General features: G+C 51.8%; 14 protein-coding genes and 1 tRNA gene. 8 read left to right on the forward strand and 7 right to left on the reverse strand.

The window, feature by feature from the left end; all coding sequences use genetic code 11:
• Nucleotides 1–49: 49 nt before the first annotated feature.
• Nucleotides 50–304, reverse strand: a complete 255-nt coding sequence (locus AC5JLP_RS09495) for a hypothetical protein (RefSeq protein ID WP_496067691.1) — start codon at nucleotides 302–304, stop codon at nucleotides 50–52.
• 182 nt (nucleotides 305–486) lie between these two features.
• Between AC5JLP_RS09495 and AC5JLP_RS09500 the strand changes: the two genes are divergently transcribed.
• Nucleotides 487–555, forward strand: a tRNA-Pro gene (locus tag AC5JLP_RS09500).
• Nucleotides 556–958: 403 nt separating this feature from the next.
• On the opposite strand, the gene gmd is transcribed toward AC5JLP_RS09500, so the two are convergent.
• Nucleotides 959–2,038 (reverse strand): GDP-mannose 4,6-dehydratase, encoded by a 1,080-nt coding sequence (gene gmd / locus AC5JLP_RS09505; RefSeq protein WP_496067692.1) that lies wholly within the window; start codon nucleotides 2,036–2,038, stop codon nucleotides 959–961.
• A gap of 392 nt (nucleotides 2,039–2,430) precedes the next feature.
• Here gmd and AC5JLP_RS09510 point away from each other — a divergent pair, with 392 nt between their 5' ends.
• Nucleotides 2,431–3,012, forward strand: coding sequence for a phycobiliprotein lyase (locus tag AC5JLP_RS09510; protein ID WP_496067693.1), 582 nt, complete (start codon nucleotides 2,431–2,433; stop codon nucleotides 3,010–3,012).
• Nucleotides 3,013–3,274: 262 nt separating this feature from the next.
• Here the strand turns inward: AC5JLP_RS09510 and AC5JLP_RS09515 are convergent, their stop codons facing one another.
• The 3 genes from AC5JLP_RS09515 to AC5JLP_RS09525 form a co-directional block, all read right to left on the reverse strand.
• Nucleotides 3,275–4,429 (reverse strand): hypothetical protein, encoded by a 1,155-nt coding sequence (locus AC5JLP_RS09515; protein ID WP_496067694.1) that lies wholly within the window; start codon nucleotides 4,427–4,429, stop codon nucleotides 3,275–3,277.
• A 165-nt stretch (nucleotides 4,430–4,594) separates the two neighbouring features.
• A complete protein-coding gene (locus tag AC5JLP_RS09520) occupies nucleotides 4,595–7,345 on the reverse strand; it encodes a DUF3769 domain-containing protein (protein WP_496067695.1) in 2,751 nt (916 codons plus the stop codon).
• A gap of 104 nt (nucleotides 7,346–7,449) precedes the next feature.
• A complete protein-coding gene (locus AC5JLP_RS09525; RefSeq protein ID WP_106254363.1) occupies nucleotides 7,450–7,566 on the reverse strand; it encodes a photosystem II reaction center protein I in 117 nt (38 codons plus the stop codon).
• Nucleotides 7,567–7,963: 397 nt separating this feature from the next.
• On the opposite strand from AC5JLP_RS09525, the gene AC5JLP_RS09530 reads away from it, so the two are divergent.
• Entirely contained in the window at nucleotides 7,964–9,130 is a 1,167-nt protein-coding gene (locus tag AC5JLP_RS09530; protein WP_496067696.1) for a glycosyltransferase family 4 protein, read from the forward strand.
• Between the two features lie 232 nt (nucleotides 9,131–9,362).
• Here the strand turns inward: AC5JLP_RS09530 and hpsE are convergent, their stop codons facing one another.
• Nucleotides 9,363–10,331: a hormogonium polysaccharide biosynthesis glycosyltransferase HpsE gene (hpsE, locus tag AC5JLP_RS09535; RefSeq protein ID WP_496067697.1), complete on the reverse strand. Its 969-nt coding sequence runs from the start codon at nucleotides 10,329–10,331 to the stop codon at nucleotides 9,363–9,365.
• A 437-nt stretch (nucleotides 10,332–10,768) separates the two neighbouring features.
• On the opposite strand from hpsE, the gene AC5JLP_RS09540 reads away from it, so the two are divergent.
• The 5 genes from AC5JLP_RS09540 (at nucleotide 10,769) to AC5JLP_RS09560 (ending at nucleotide 15,988) form a co-directional block, all read left to right on the forward strand.
• Complete coding sequence (locus AC5JLP_RS09540; protein ID WP_496067698.1) at nucleotides 10,769–13,456, forward strand: tetratricopeptide repeat protein; 2,688 nt, start codon at nucleotides 10,769–10,771, stop codon at nucleotides 13,454–13,456.
• A gap of 194 nt (nucleotides 13,457–13,650) precedes the next feature.
• Complete coding sequence (locus AC5JLP_RS09545; protein WP_496067699.1) at nucleotides 13,651–14,379, forward strand: sucrose-phosphate phosphatase; 729 nt, start codon at nucleotides 13,651–13,653, stop codon at nucleotides 14,377–14,379.
• Nucleotides 14,380–14,467: 88 nt separating this feature from the next.
• Entirely contained in the window at nucleotides 14,468–14,731 is a 264-nt protein-coding gene (locus AC5JLP_RS09550) for a hypothetical protein (RefSeq protein ID WP_496067700.1), read from the forward strand.
• A 55-nt stretch (nucleotides 14,732–14,786) separates the two neighbouring features.
• The gene (gene ruvA / locus AC5JLP_RS09555; protein WP_496067701.1) at nucleotides 14,787–15,407 is read left to right on the forward strand and encodes a Holliday junction branch migration protein RuvA; all 621 of its coding nucleotides are present in this window, start codon (nucleotides 14,787–14,789) and stop codon (nucleotides 15,405–15,407) included.
• Nucleotides 15,408–15,472: 65 nt separating this feature from the next.
• The gene (locus tag AC5JLP_RS09560) at nucleotides 15,473–15,988 is read left to right on the forward strand and encodes a DUF6398 domain-containing protein (protein ID WP_496067702.1); all 516 of its coding nucleotides are present in this window, start codon (nucleotides 15,473–15,475) and stop codon (nucleotides 15,986–15,988) included.
• A 5-nt stretch (nucleotides 15,989–15,993) separates the two neighbouring features.
• Here the strand turns inward: AC5JLP_RS09560 and AC5JLP_RS09565 are convergent, their stop codons facing one another.
• Nucleotides 15,994–16,431, reverse strand: a complete 438-nt coding sequence (locus AC5JLP_RS09565) for a hypothetical protein (protein ID WP_496067703.1) — start codon at nucleotides 16,429–16,431, stop codon at nucleotides 15,994–15,996.
• Nucleotides 16,432–16,500: the final 69 nt, after the last annotated feature.

A 16,500-nucleotide genomic window follows, 5' to 3' on the forward strand; every position in this document is an offset into this window, starting at 1 on the left:
CTGCTTCTAGATTGCCCAGAAGACTCGTCAGACTTTTATTGACTGACCACTAGGCAGAAAGCACGGATTCACCGATAAAGGTTTGGCGAAGGTAGTACCGCCGTTGTCTGCCTTCGTGTTGCGATTTGATTAAGCGCTCAAAGATAAGATTTTCGGTCTGTCGCCGTACCTGCTCGTAGGTCAGGGTTCCATTCGATGCTGTAACAATTTCGTTGCGAGTGAGACCGTCTCGTTGCCTCAGTACCGCTAATACGTGCGATCGGGTCTGTACGCCCTGGTTGGTGGTTTGATAAATGCTGAACATAGCAAAGGGTGAAACACTACTTCACCCTTACTGCCAGGTAGCGGGAAGGTGGGTCAATCGTGAAAATGCCGATTTAAAAGGGGTTTTATACCCTGTGGTTAGGCGTGAAATGGAGATTGTGCGAAAGATTGAGATGGTTTTGATATACGTATCTATTGAGAATTCCTGCAAACGTTGTATACGAGGCGTTCGGACGGGTAGGTTCCTACTTTGGGGTAGTAGGGGTCGTGAGTTCGAATCTCGCCGCTCCGATCGCATGTCCAACTTAAAGAACAGTCCACTGAGCCATTGGTTGTGGTAAGCGGGTGAGTTTCTTCAGGTTGGACATTTTTCGTTTAAAGCCCAAAACGTGATCAGTTGGGACAGCCTATCTTCTTACTGAGCGGCGATAGCTTCTTTGCGATCTAGTAATGGTCAGGTTGCTAAGAATGGGGTGTAACCTCTGGCTGGGGGCATTGCCCCCACGCACTCTTTCATCCCAATGTCTTAACCTTTGTGGCGATCGCGAGAACGTCTGAAATGCCAAAAACTGGCCCGAACTAGCGCTCAGGGCACAGCAGTGCTTAACGATAGCGCTTTCTGTCCTTGAGCATCCGCTTCGTCTGCCTCGACTTACAGCTTAAGGGCCGCGATCGCGCTTAGTAGAATCAGCGCTTAAGAGCGTTGACTGCCTGCATTTTGGCGGACAGTAGCATGGTCACTCACGGGCTGATGTATGTGCCCGTTTAAGGGAACTAGCCCCAAGGCTTTCAAGTCAGCTTCGACCATCAAGTAAACGAGTTGCTCGAAGGTGACAGATGGCTCCCAACCCAGCTTTTGTTTCGCTTTGGTAGGGTCGCCAATGAGCAGTTCTACCTCAGCGGGACGGAGGTAACGTTCGTCAAACTCCACGTAGTCCTGCCAGTTTAAGTTGACATAGCCAAAGGCAATCTCCAGAAACTCATGAATGGCATGGGTTTCGCCTGTAGCAACCACGTAATCATCTGGTTCGTCCTGCTGGAGCATCAGCCACATGGCTTTGACGTAGTCTTTGGCATAGCCCCAGTCGCGTTTGGCATCCAGGTTGCCCAGGTAAAGTTTTTTCTGCTGACCAGCAATAATGCGGGCGATCGCGCGGGTAATTTTGCGGGTCACAAACGTCTCCCCTCGGCGGGGCGATTCGTGGTTGAACAGAATGCCATTCGTCGCAAACAGCCCATAGGATTCGCGGTAGTTCACCGTTTGCCAGTGGGCATACACTTTGGCACAGGCGTATGGGCTACGGGGATAAAAAGGAGTTGTTTCGCTTTGAGGAATCTCCTGCACCTTGCCGTACATCTCAGAAGACCCTGCCTGGTAGAAGCGCACTTGGATGTCTGTGCGGTGCTGGTAGTCCCGAATGGCTTCCAGAAGGCGAAGGGTACCCGTACCGACCGTATCTACTGTGTATTCGGGAGAATCAAAGCTGACACGAACGTGTGACTGCGCGCCAAGATTATAGATTTCGGTCGGCTTTACGTCTTCTAAAATGCGTCGTAGTGTCGTGCCATCGGTCAGGTCGCCATAATGCAGAAAAAGACGTGCTTCTTGATTATGGGGATCTTCATAAATGTGATCGATGCGATCGGTATTAAATGTGGATGTCCGCCGGATAATGCCGTGGACTTCATAATCTTTCTCTAATAACAATTCACTTAAGTAAGAGCCATCTTGACCTGTGATGCCGGTGATGAGTGCCCGTTTGCGTTGTGTCATGTGTCAAAGCTTATGGAATGTGCAGGATGGACGGTGTGTCATGAAGCGTGGCAACAATAGCATTTGCGTGCCTAAATTACCCCACCGTGCTCCTTCCTAACATATCTCTGATGAAGAAATAGTGATCCGTGGTGAAGAAATGGTAAATGCATAGCCTTTAACGCACTTTAATCAAGGCAAGTTATTGAGCAGTCTCCTAGAGAGTGCCCTTTTGGAATGGGGCAACTGCGTGCGGAATGCTGTCGCGATCGTGTAAACGACATTTGGCTAGCCTAGCGCCCTTCGGGTTAGCGGTAACGGTCTAGCTGCTTCATGTATTCCTTCTCTCCGTTCTTTTTCAACTAAAGCCCTGCTAACCTTACAATAGAGACACAAGCATCCGGAACAAAGGGTTGTTGACAACGATGGATATTGTGGAGTTTTTCCAACTCAGCAGCGGTAAGTGGTTTTTGCAGCGCACGAGCCACCATTCGGCGTTCAAACAAACCAACGACGGTCAATCAGAGCTTCAGATTGAACTGCTACCCAAGACTGATCTTGACGTTATCAAGCTGTGTGAACAGCACGAAACGGATCCGGAGCTAGCACTGTGCGGTGCGCGGGTTATTTGGGATGGCGCGATGGAGCGGGACAAAAAAAAGCATACAGGGAGTACGGTGCTCGTGCTGATCGCCGATTCTGACAAGCCGAATGAAGGCAAACTGCTCAGAGAAATGGGCTATGCCGAGAAAGCCCCTGGTGCGGGTCGCTACGTCATGGGTAGTGATAACGCGCTGACATTAATCACCGAAGACGCAACGATGTATTCAGAGGAGCGGCTGTGGTTTGCTAGCCCCAACCTGCGCCTACGTACTAGCATCTTGAAGCAATTCGGTGGTCTTAGTATGACATCGTTCTGCTCTGAAATTCGTAAGGGTGTGGTCACTCCACCCGCTGACCCAGGTGCTCAGCCGTCTGTTGAGCAAACCGCGTAAAGCGAGTCTAAAAGCAGCTTTCAGCGCTTAATAAGGTGCCTTCACGCTTAAAGACGGCAAGCGCTTGCTAGAATAGTGCAGCTTGTGCGTCCGAAACGAGTTATCTGACTGGATAATTTTTCTTGAAAAAACAGTCAAGTGGCAAACGGTTAGGGAACTGGTAACCAATAAAATCTCAGGCTGAAGGGGTGAATGAATGGATGAGCAGTGGGATCTTATTTCCTAGCGAGTCCGTTAGAATGACAGCTAACTAACCGTCAGGTTAGCTCACGTCTTCTTGCGGCTCTTCTAGCGGTTGGGCGACGGTTTTGAGCTTGCTGTAGAAATCGGATGGCTCTGAGTTTGGAGTGAACTGATGAATGGGCTGCTTTCGGGAAGGATCAGTCAGCCAAGACGGCTGGTAGGGCGTTGTGAGATGCGACTGTAATTTTGGTTTGAGTGTAGCAGTGATCAATCCCAGGGCTGGCAAATTGACTTTAGCTTGTAGTTCCTGGTGCTCTAGCTGCTGCAAAATTTTAGCGATCGTGCCAACGGGTGGAAGTTGCAGCGCTTGAACTTCACTGAGAGGTGGTGATGTAGACACAGAATTTTCCGTAAGCTGATGGTGATCTGGCTCATTGTCTGATTGAGCATTGAGGGCGGCAAAAGGCTCCTCTGGCGACGCGGCACTGCTTACTGGAGACTCATTAACATCAGCGTCTTGACCCGTTTCTCCCTGTTGATTCTCCTTGGTTGTTTGCGTGTCTTCCATCAGGCGAGGCGGCTCGCGTTCCTCCTGCTCTGTGGCGGCATCTTGCTCTTGGGCAACGGATGGAGACGATGGTTCGCTCGATCGCAGGCTATAGGAGTAAGTCTGCGCCGATGAATGATCGTCTGTTTGGGTTGCTGGTAGCGCTTCTGTCTGCGCAACTTCTGCGATCGCCGCTTCTTGGAGTGCTGCCATTTCTTGACTGTGAAGGGTTCTCAGCGCTAGCATGACATCGGCTTCAGGTAACGGCGAACGTTCAAAGTGAGGGAGCTGTAGAGCTGCACGATATTGTGGCGCTTGAGTGCTTAGCGGTGTCGATCGCGAAGAAGGTGATTCACGCTGAGTAGAAGCGGTGCTGACAGCTTGATGATCGGGCAAGTGATCACACACCAAACGCTCAAACTCATGGTTAAAGTGAGGGAGCGGCTGGCTCCGTCGTTGCCACATGGCTAAAATTTGCTCAACCGAAATGGCTTTATACCGTCCCTGATAGAGCGCTTCGATCGTTGCTAGGCGTATCCATGCGGTTGGGTAATGCTGCTGCCAATCGATCAGCAGCTGCGACAGCAGTTGCCCCCCCAGATCAAAGCCATAGTGATGCAGCAACTTAATGGCACAAGCTGCTGCATCATTCGATCGTTCTGTGGAATGGTTGACCAGTTCTGTCATAGATCCTCGCTGTATCAGCAAGGCGCTTGGTGAGTGCAGACAAGCGCAGCTTATCCCAAGTGTATATTTGGACTTTAGTCCTGAAGCGCAATCGTGAAATCACCATACAGGCTTTGGGGCAGTTTGATGTAAAAGCCATGCCTGCTCAACTGTTATTATCCGGTACTATTCATCACGACGCAAAATGACGCCCCCTTCTACAGGCGTAATGTCAGAACCTTCAAAGGTATCAGTGCCACCTGTCCAGTTAAAGTCACTGATGCGTAGCCCGATCGCGCCAATTGCCAGTACCGGGTTGTAGCGCAACACGATCGCATAGGTACGGCGGCTATATTCCAGAATGTAATCGGTACTGAACTGATTACTAGAATCCAGGTTAATCGACGTTTGAAACCCAATCCGGAAAGGGCCATAGATTTGCTGGGTGACGCCAATGCTGAGAATGCGGGTATCTACGGTGCGATCAAACAGAAAGGGGGATTGCCCGCTCCCGATGAATTGGGCATAGCCAATGCTGAAGGCCGTGTAGTCAAAGAAGTCGCGAGAAAAATGCCCAAACTGTCCGCTGATCCCAACGCTGGCAATTAGATTCTGCTGCGTGTCGCCATTCGTATAAGCATTGACAACCCCCCTCAGCGACACACCTAAGTTAATGTAGGGTGTGAGCGGTACCGGGCTGTAGCGCAACCCTTCGGCTTGTGTAGGTGGCAGTGCGGTTCCCCGCCAAAGTGTAAAGCCACGCGCAAGTTGGGCAGTGGCACCAAATCGTCCCAGGCTAATCCGATTATTGGTGCGGTTCGCTGCCAACAAATTGAGGCGATCGGTATCTGCCGTAACGTACTGAAAACCTGCCTGGTAGGTGAGTTCGATCCCAGAGTTCCCTAAAAGAATCTTGGGCGATAGCACGATAGCACCCAGACTACTCTGCACCGTCTGAAAGCCTAACGAGCCGTTAAACAAGCGCTCGCGGTAGCTATAATCCAGCGCCAAAATATGGTTGCCGATGATTTGCCGTGCCCGTAAGCTGGCTCGTACATTGTTTTCCAGATCATTAACATCCAGAGTCGTGAAGGAGGCTTTCCCGCGAATACTGGTAAATGGCCCTGGATCGGCATCGATCCCCACTTTGAAGCCAAAATTTTCTGCTTTAAAGGGATTGCCGCCATTGCTTAGCGCCCGCTGTAAGAAGAACTGAGGCGTGAAGGTCACTCGCAATGGGTCTGCTAACAACACGTCAAAACTACGTTCGATGAACAGGCCACCCCGATCTTCATCATCGTAGCCAAAGCGGAAAAGCGCTGGCGATCGCTGCCGACGGTCTAGCGCAATCACAGGCACAAAAAACGGCAGCGTCAAGCGTTGATCAAACACCAACCGTGGCCGTCTGGTACGGATTTCATCACGCAAAGGCGACACGCGGGTAAGGGTGGCCTGTTCCGCTTTCAAGACCAGTTCTGGTGGTGAGAAGGGGTCGTTGGTGATCTGAATATTTTTGGCAACCCAGCCATCGGGCGTAAAGTCAATCTGATCAGCCTCAAAGCGCAACCGCCGAATTTGCCCTCCTTGGGGAACGCCGCCGGGTACCCGACTAATATCCCGTCCAAAGCCAATGCCAAACCCAAAACTGCCAGAGCTATTTACGTTCTGTGTGGGTTGGGCAGCCGTCACGCGATCGCTTACAGGACGGGCGATCGTCACGCCTTCGTTGTCACCTCTGGTGCCGATCGCCAGATCGGTACCCGCTTGCGGCAGGAAAATTTCACCCCTGGCATTCAGGATGCTACCCGTACCCTGTACGAAGCTGTATTCCAACCGTTGCCCACGTAAGACCTGATTGCCCCGCGTCAACGCAACGTTGCCCTCAGCCACCGCCAGTCGATTATCGAGGTTGACCTGCACGCGATCGGCATCCAGAAGTGCTCCACGAAACCGCATCAAAACCTTTCCTTCGGCGGTAAACGTTTTATGCTGTTCATCATATTCTTGTCGATCTGCCGTCAGCTCAATCACCGATCCTGCGCCTGGTGTTTCTCCAGTGGTGGGGGGAGAACTGCTTGAGGGGGGAGTCTGTGGTGTGGGTGGTTGAGTTTGGGTGCCAGGAGGCGTTGAGAGTTGCCCCGGAAGGGGGGTTGGCGCAGGAAGTGGATTGCCTGGGGGTTGATCGAGCGTAGGGAGGGGCAACAGCAACGGGGTTTGATCAGTCGCTTGAGCACGAATCTCTAAACCAGATTTGCCGGGTGTACCCGCTTCTTCCTGAGCCAGCGTTTCTTGAGCAAATTCATCCAACACGATCGCGTCACTTAACCCTGACATGACCGCCGCCTCAGTTGCCTTTTGAGCTTGCTGCGTTGCCCCTGACAGGGAGTACATCACCGCTTTGGCAGGCTCTAACAACGCGGCTGCGCCAGTTTGCGGCTGCTCTGCGACTCTAAACGGCGCTATCGAGTTGGGTGGGGCTGCTGGAGTTGTTGCTGGTGGGGCTGCGATCGATCGCTGGAAGGGCAACAACCTGACCTTTGCTGGCAGCAAGCTGTCGTCAGGCGTGGTTGCTTGTTGCTCGCTGTTGCGATTTGCTTTGTCGTTGAGCTTCTGCTTGGAGGCAACAGATTCTACCAGAGGCTTGAAGACTCCTGGCTGCAAATTTTGCTGTAAGAGGTAACCCGTTGTCGTTGTCGTTCCCAGCAGTGAGGCTTGTGATGCGCCCGTCTGCTGTCTGAACGTCGCCACAGTGGGCAAACTTTCCATCGCCGATACAGGCGAACCAGCTATACCCGTATGGGGCTGCGCCTGATGGTTTGTGGCGGATGGTGAGCCTACGGCTGAGGCAACAGGGGGTGCTTGGGTTGAATGATGAACCTCCTGAGAAGGGGTTGTAATCAAAGCTGGGGGAACAGGGGGCGAAGCCGGATAAGGCATATTGCAGCAGTCTCAAACGAATAAGCAACCCCTAAGGGTTGCCCCACTTACAAAGTAGGGGCAGCCCAAGCTACCCCTACCTCCATGCTGTACTGAAGCGATGGTTACTCTAAATCCCGCTGCTTAGGGTTACGGGCAGGATCGTTAGACAAAAAGCCAAAGATGAACAGCGCAACAAAGAAGGCAACAACAATATAAACGGCAATTTTGAGAGTGACCATACCAATAGCTCCAGAAGTATCAAAAACAGCAATCCACCCACAGCGCTAGATCGCTCTCCCTATCATACAGAAAGGAGGTTCCCTTTTCGATGTGTGCTTGCTTCTGCCGCCAAACTGGCACAATAGATCCCTGATGCAAGATATAAAGCGGCTGTAAGCGCCGTGGCAAAGATTTCATAAACGCCATTAATTCCTTTTCAGTGTTTTTGAAGAAAAAGTAGAATCAATGACAATCGTTTTTCGGGATGGCTAGAGTGGAGCGATCGCGTCCTCTTAGCGCTCCCTTGAAAGATCGTTTAGTGACTATCTTTGACTTGTACCGTCTTTACTCTGATGAGCTTTAGCCAAACGATCACACTCGTTGAGCGGCTCTCAGCCTGAACTTTAAGGTAAGCCTGTGATACAACGCCCCTTTCGTGAACAGTCCGCTTTTAGCCGTCACGCTGACAAGCGGTACCGTTTTGGGATTGTGCTAAGCGTCGGCATGGGCAACATGACCCGCTACCTCAATTTTCGCAAGTATGCAGAGCGCGATCCGGATGTCGAGCTTTTTTGGGCACCCGTAAAGCATTTTATTGCCCCAGATGAGCCAAATCCATTCAAATACTTGCCAAAGCCACTGTATACAAGGGCCGTGATTCTGTACCAATCCGCCCCGGTGTTGAAGCAAATGCAGCAGTTGGATGTGGTGTTATTTCACCTGTTTGAAGCATACGTCTTTGCCTGCTGCCGCAGCCTGGTTTCTAAGCAGCCGCTGATCATTTGGAACAATGACGATCCGCCTATTGTAGACCCTTATACCTATCCGATTTACCCCAAAGATTTTAACAAATCCCTCCGGCGACATCGGTTTCGGTTAGGGCTTGACTTGTGGTGCGCCAAACGCACGGCAGCGTTTGTTCCCTGGTCTACCTGGGGTGACAGCATTCTCGTCAATGAGTGCGGCATTGCGCGTGAGAAGGTGCAGCCCATTCACCCAGGCTTAGACCTTGAACACTGGTCAGCCATCGATCGCCCACCCCTTGCTCCCGATGCAAAACCCAAGATTCTGTTTGTGGGCGGAGACTTTGAACGCAAAGGGGGCGATCGGTTGCTCAACGTTTTTAGCAACCAGTTTGCCGATCGTGCCGAGTTGCATCTCGTCACCAAGGAGCCACCCGCAACGAAGCCGCCAAATGTTTATCTGTATACGGACATTGGCCCGAATGACGATCGTCTGGCCCAGTTGTATGCCAAAGCCGATCTGTTCGTCTTACCAACGACGGCTGACCTTTCACCGTGGGCGTATCTAGAAGCGATGGCATCGGGTTGTGCGGTGATTAGTACAGGCGTTGGGGGCGTGATCGACATGGTGCGTCACGGCGAAACAGGGCTGATTGTACCTGTGGGAGACGAAGTTGCTTTGGCAACCGCTATCCGATCGCTGTTGGATAATCCAACCCTCTGCCGTCAAATGGGGGCACAGGGACGTAAGGACGTAGAGTGTGATTTTAATGCTGCAATTAATGTGCCACGTATGTTGGATGTGATGAAAAAAGTGGCCGATCGCAAACCCATCACCTAACTCAACGCTGAATCCAGTCACCGTTTCAGAAGAAACCACTAAGAGGATGTCTGAGAAGTATGATTAGCAGCGGATTCATACCGGATGAAACGGATGGCTAACGGCTCTTGCTCGAAATTTGCCATCCAATGCATCCGTTCCCTAGCCATTGCTCGCTGATTTGTCGCTTTTGAGACATCCTCCAAGGCGTTGAGGCACGATCGCTCTGCCAAACACTTCAACCAAACGTAGCTCAGTCCTTGGACGGCACACTGGGCGTTTGAAACGAGCTAAGCAAGACGTGCAGCTTGTACTGGAAGAGACAATCTTTCGCCAAATCAGTCGGAAATTGGTGTCTGTACTGCACATAGTACGTCCCCGCTCGCCACGCGCTTAAAAGCACATAAAACGGTGTGAAGAATGGCATCAGGGGGCGCTGCCAGGGGAGCAGTTTTGCGTAGCGGCAGGAGTGTGCGGCTAACCCACCACTTTGAGCCAGCCGCCGCAGATACTCACGCTCAAACCGTCGGGGGGGAAGATGATGCCACACTTCCATTTTGGGGTTGTGCCAAAGCTCCCAATGGCTACTTTGGATGTAGAGCATCACCTCAATATCTTCCGCATTTGCAATCATCGTTTTCCAGGTTTCATCGCGTCCCTTGAGCCGACGCTGCTGCGGTACCGCTTCTTGCCATGCCTGCTTGCGAATGACACAGCCGGGACCATTGGGTGCCATCCCTCGCGCGGTGTAGCGAAAGGGAACCGTTCCACGTTCTTCCACCGCCAGCAGAAATTTGATCTGGTGAAATTCGGGTGGGGGTGGCGCATCAAGCTTGGCAAAGATATTACCACCATAGGCCCCCGCCTCCGGATGTGCTTGCCCAAAGTGGTATGCTTCTGCCACCCAGCTTGCAGCAGGATAGTTGTCATCATCCAGAAACCCAACCAGGCTTTCACTTTCAGCCGCTTGCATGGCACGATCACGGGCAAACGCACTACCCTGTCTTGGCTCTGAAACCCAGCGCAGTTGGCTATCCGATCGCCATCGTTGAGCATAGTCTTCCACTACAGCCGTTGTGCGATCGGTGCTGTTGTTATCCACCACCAGAATTTCCCAGCGGATTCCGTCTGTATCCGTTTGGGTCAGCAGGCGATCGAGCACCTCTGGCAAACGCTGCTCAGCGTTATACGTGCGAATGGCAACAGTAAAATCGATTGGCATGGCAGGCGAATGGGCGAATGGCAGAAACCTCTATCATTATGAATACTCAGATGGAGAACATCTTACCCTTGTAGTTTCTTTATCAAAGCGCAGTTTCTGATAAAGCTTACTTAAAGGGAGGACTAACAGCGGTCAGCTATTAGCATAGAAGCTTTGAGTTTTGAGTTAAAGAGCTATCAGTGGTCAGCGTAGAAGCTTTGAGTTTTGAGTTTTAAGTTAAAGAGCTATCAGTGGTCAGCCATTAGCGCTCAGTAGACCTTTACCTTCTTTATCCTTTTGCCTTTCCCCTCTTCCTACTGCCAACAACCAACAACCAACAACTAATCACTCCCCCGCAAACCTACGTAGCCTCTAGACCTCACGTCTCCGCAAAACAACGGAGCTATCATCAAGTGTCTGTGGCTATAGTTGAGCGGTACTGCTACCGATCCCCAGCTATGAATGCCGAAGCGTTCTTGAATCAAGGGTTAGCGAAGGCTCAAAAAGGCGACTACAAGGGAGCCATTGCCGACCTGACCGAAGCCATTCAACTTTACCCTAAGTATGCGGGGGCGTTTCTGCATCGGGGGAATGCGCGGCTGGCACTACACGATCACAAGGGCGCGATCGCCGACTTTAACGACGTGTTGCAAATCAACCCCAACATTGCTGAGGCATACATGGGGCGCGGCACAGCTCTGGCTCATGCGGGAAATAAACAAGGTGCCGTTACAGACTTTAATCAGGCGCTTCAGTTAAAACCCAAGGCTCCGGCTGTGTATGTTCAACGCGGGATGGTGCGGGCTGATCTCAACGATCCTGCTGGTGCGTTAGAGGACTTCAACCAGGCATTGCAGCTTGCACCCAATGCAGTTTCTGCCTACATTCAACGGGGCATTGTCCGATCGGCCACAAAAGACGTTTCTGGGGCGTTGGAAGATTTCAACCAGGCGTTAGAACTTGCGCCGAATGCGATCGCGGCGTATCTGCAGCGCGGCATCGCGTATGCAGAAATGGGCAAACCGGAGCAGGCGATCGCGGACTTCGATCAGGCGCTTCAAATCAATCCAAATGCTGCGAATGTGTACGTTCACCGTGGCATTGTACGGGCAAAACAGAAAGATCAGTTGAGCGCGATCGCCGACTTTAACCATGCCCTGAAGCTTAACTCTAATTTGCTAGCAGCATACGTGCAGCGAGGCTTGGTGCGATCAACGCTGGGCGATTCTCAAGGTGCTCTGGATGACTTCAATCGAGGACTCAAACTCAATCCTCATGCGATTTCGGCGTATCTGCAACGCGGCATTGCGTGTGCGGCGCTGGGCAATAAGCCCAAGGCACTGGAAGATTTCAATCGGGCGCTGGAGCTAGACCCTGGCTCTGTTGAGGCACTGGTAAACCGAGGCAAAATCCAGGCTGAACTGGGCGATCGGGAAGCCGCGATCGCTGACTTTACGCAAGCCCTAAAATTGAACGCCAACACCCCCAACGCGCATCTCTACCGCAGCGTGATGCAGCTTGAACTGGACGATCGCCAGAAAGCCTCTGAAGACTTTAACCTTGCGGTACAAATGTTGCCAAATGCCGCCGATGCTTACATTGAGCGTGGGCTGTTTCGTGCCCTCATTGGCAACCACCATGCGGCTCTTGAGGACTTTAATCGCTGCTTGCGGATGCACTCGGATTCGGCTGCTGGCTATTTGCAACGAGGAATGCTGAGAACAGCGCTGGGTGAAATGGATAGCGCGATCGCGGATTTTGACCAGGCCATTCACCTTGACCCCAGTTCTGATAGCGCTTATCTGCATCGAGGGCTGCTCAAGGCACGGCTGGCAGACTTTGAAGGCGCACTAGCCGATTTGAACCATGCCATTCAGCATGACCCCAATCTGGTTGAAGCCTACATCAATCGGGGTGCCATTCACCTCAAGCTGGGCAATACGGCTGCGGCTGCGGCTGACCTGCAAACGTTGCTTACCATTAGCCCAAATCCTGCTACGGCTGCACTCAACCGGGGTCTGGTGCTGGTCAAGCTGGGCAATGAAGAGGGCGCGATCGCCGACTTCAATCAGGCGCTACAGGCAAATCCAATCACCATCGGCGCACATCTTAATCGAGGCGTACTCCTGACTGCTCTTGGCGACCAGCAAACCGCCCTCGCTGACTTTAACCAGGAACTCACGATCAATCCGTCGTCTGCGGAAGCACTGGTACAACGAGGCATTTTGCTAGCAGAACTCGGTGAAATGGCTCTTGCCTTGCAGGACTTTGATCAGGCGCTAAAACTCAATCCCCGCTTGCATGTTGCTCGGTTTCATCGCGGTAAATTGCATAGCGATGTGGGGACTCCTCAAGCCGCGATCGCCGACTTTCACCCAATTCTCATCGGCAAAGCGGCTTCCATTCCTGCTTACGTGCAGCGTGGACTGGCACACCTGGAACTGGGCAAGCGCAAGCCCGCAATGGACGACTTTGGTGAAGCCCTACGCCTCCAGCCCAAGTTGCCTGAAGATTACCTGTATCTGGGCATGGCTCACACGCAACAGGGCGAAAATCGTGCCACAGAAGACGATTTCAATCAAGCAGTTGAAAACAGTCTTTATCCTGTAAAAACTTGCCTTCAGCGAGGCATTTTGCAAGCCAAACTTGGCAATAAAGTCGGCGCACTATCGGATTTTGACTACGTGGTGCAGGTCAATCCTCATCTAGCATCAGCCTATCTGCATCGCGGCCTTATCCGGGCAATGAATGCCGATACAGAAGGCGCGATCGCCGATTTCACCCAGGTCGCCCACCTCTACCCCACCTCCACCGCTGCCGCCATTCATCACAGCGCCATCCAAATTATCCTGGGCGATCCCGCCACTGCCGCTCAGGTGTTGGAGCAAGCCATGCAAAACGGAGCCAATCCCGCTGATGCCCTCTACCAACGAGGCTTAGTACGCGCAACTCTGACAGACAATAAGGGAGCCGTTACCGATTTCGATGCCGCGATCGCCGCCAACCCTGACTTCGCCGCCGCCTACTTCAAACGCAGCAAACTACGATCGGCACTGGGCGATCGAGAAGGAGCCGAAGCCGATTCGCAACGAGTTGCAGAACTGACAGCCCATCTGGTAATTGTGACCAAAGAAGCCGATCGATGAGTGTAGTTGTTAATTGTTGGTTGTGAGAAGAAGCCCAACCGCTGTGTGCCTTCTACCTTTAATCCACTCCCTACTCCCCACTCCCCACTCCCTAACCGCTGCTGTTCACAACACGTCACGCTGAACGATACACTCTGAGGGGATGACTTGCACACCTCCTCGCACTGACCTGTACCGTGAAGCCATTTCTTTTTGTGACTGACCTGGATCATACGCTGGTGGGGGACGATCGCGCCATGCACGTTCTCAACCAGCAGCTAGAACAGCACCGCCAGCAATACGGCACTAAGTTGGTCTATTCCACCGGGCGATCGCTCACCAGCTACCGACACCTCACCACCGAAAAGTCTCTCTTGCCGCCCGATATCCTTATTTGTGCGGTCGGCACTGAAATTTATCATCAGGATAGTGAAGAACCTGACTCTATCTGGTTCCAAAAGCTCTCGATCGGTTGGCAGCGAGATGTGGTGGCGAACAGTGCCGCTCGCTTTGTTGACCTCACGCCTCAGCCCGATTCGGAGCAACGTCCCTTTAAAGTCAGCTACTTCTTGAGCGAACAAGCTGCTGTAGAAGTCATTCCTGACTTAGAGGCATTGCTTGAAGAACAGGGTGTAGATGCTCAGGTCATTTTCAGCGGTGGCAAAGACCTAGACATTCTTCCACGACAGGCGAATAAAGGTATGGCAATGACCTTTGTCCGACAATTTCTGGAGTTTGAACCTGCCCGTACCGTTGCCTGCGGTGATTCTGGCAATGATATCGCGCTGTTTTGCGATCGCTCCGAACGCGGCATCATCGTCGGCAACGCCCGCCCCGAATTGCTCCAATGGCACCGCGCCCATCCCAATCCCAATCGTTACCTTGCACTTGCCGAATGTGCTGGTGGCATTCTAGAAGGACTACAGCACTTTGGGTTTCTTTGATTGAAAGCCACAAGACACGAGCTTATATGCAGATGCAATTTCTTGCCATAATATCGCTAAGGACTTGATCGTTAAGCAAATAAGACGTATGGCTCAAGCAGCACTTCAAGAGATTCTTAATCAACTTCGAGAGCTTGAAATCGAAGAATTAAAAGAAGTGGATCAAGCCGTTCAACAATATCTCGTTGCAAAAGCTCTAACATCTGAAAGAACAGCATTCGATCAAGCATTGCTCGATTCTGGCCTAGTTGAGCAAATCAACCAACCTCGCTATCGGCAGGAAACCGATCGACAACTTCTTCAGGTGCGGGGAAAACCACTATCTGAAACGATTATTGAGGAACGGCGCTAAATGGCTGTTTATTTCAATCTAGCGCCTTGCCCATTTACTCTTGCTACTTACCTGCATGATCGGTTATCTCAAGGGCACAGTTGCCTACGTTCAAAAAGCCAATAACCGGGTGACGCTGACGCTGGAGGTGAGTCAGATTGGATATGACATTCAGATTGTGCCTCGGATTTTGCAATTGGTGGGCATTGGTGAGACGGTACAAATTTTTACCCATCTCCATGTGCGCGAAGATCAGGTGGTGCTGTTTGGGTTTGACTCTTCTGCCGAGCGAGATTTGTTTCGGCAACTGGTCAGTGTAAGTGGCATTGGCCCCCAACTGGCGCTGGCGTTGTTGGATACGATGGGCTTGCAAGATCTGGTGCAGGCGATCGTCGTTGGCAATACCCGCGCGCTCTCTCGCACTCCAGGCGTGGGCACCAAAACTGCCGAACGGATCGCACTGGAACTTAAAACCAAGCTGGCAGAATGGCGACAGCAGGCAGGCATGATCACCACACCGTCTGCGGGGCCTGTCCTCTCCATTCAAGAAGATGTGGAAATGACGCTGCTAGCGCTCGGTTATACCAACAGCGAAATCTCCCAAGCATTGCAAACGATTGGGCAAAGCAGTACCCTGTCCAAAACCGCCGATGCTGAAGAGTGGATCCGGAGCGCGATCGCGTGGTTAAGTCGGTAAAACGAGGGCTGATTCGGCAAGAATGTCTTCAGGTCAGTCATGCTTCACTATAATCAGCAAAGTCCATGCCTAAACCAACCAAGTCAGAAAACGTCCCTGAACCCATGCGGGCAAAGTTTGAGGAACTGACTCAACTGACCGATCGCTTCTGCAAAGAGCATCTGAACGATGAATATGCCCAGCTTTGCCGCTATCTGACGGCTGCTCTTTGCCGCAAACGCCCTTCACCATTAACAAGTGGCAAAGCCAATACCTGGGCTTGCGGGTTTGTTCACGCGATCGGCACAGTCAACTTCTTATTTGACTCATCTCAAACGCCCCACATGAAGGCAACCGAAATCTACCAGTTGTTTGGTGTGGGCCAAAGTACAGGACAGGGAAAATCGAAGCAGATTCGGGATGTCATGAAGATGCATCAGATGGACCCAAACTGGTCGCTGGCTAGCATGATCGATCGCAACCCACTGGTTTGGATGATTTCTGTGAATGGATACATCATAGATGCCCGCCAAGCACCACGAGCAATTCAGGAAGAAGCGTTTCAGAAGGGGATCATTCCTTACCTACCAGAAGAAGGATAGCAGCCTTATTCCTTCATCCACCCATAGCGCTGTAGCTCAAAGTCCAATACTTTCTTGAAGTCGTGGACGATCGCCCGTAGCTCATCCATATGTTGAACGTGTTTCCCCTCCTTCCAATCAGCGCGATCGACGGTGCCAATCACAAAGTAATCGTTGCCGATCATAGCTGGCTGCCGAGATTGAGTGAACATCGCGGTCAGTAGATCATCAAGTTGATTTTTGTGGGCAATGAGCAGGTCACAGGCGGGACAGTAACGGCAGGTTTTGTTAAGGGCGATCGGAATAGCAGGCGCAACAAAAATAAACAGAGGAAGCTTCCGCTGCTTCGTTTTGGCATCGCATTTAGGACACCTGGTAAAGCGTGCATCTGTATAAGGATTCAGGAAAAAGTTGTGGCGAGGTGGCTGCTTACCAAAGCGCTCTTCTTTTTTGTTTTTAGGCATAGGCTTTTTTGAAAGCGGTTTAAAGACGAAAGCGGTAGAGAGAATGCCTCTCTACCGCTTTGAAAGTTA

The sequence above is a fragment of the Stenomitos rutilans genome, from assembly GCF_059505485.1.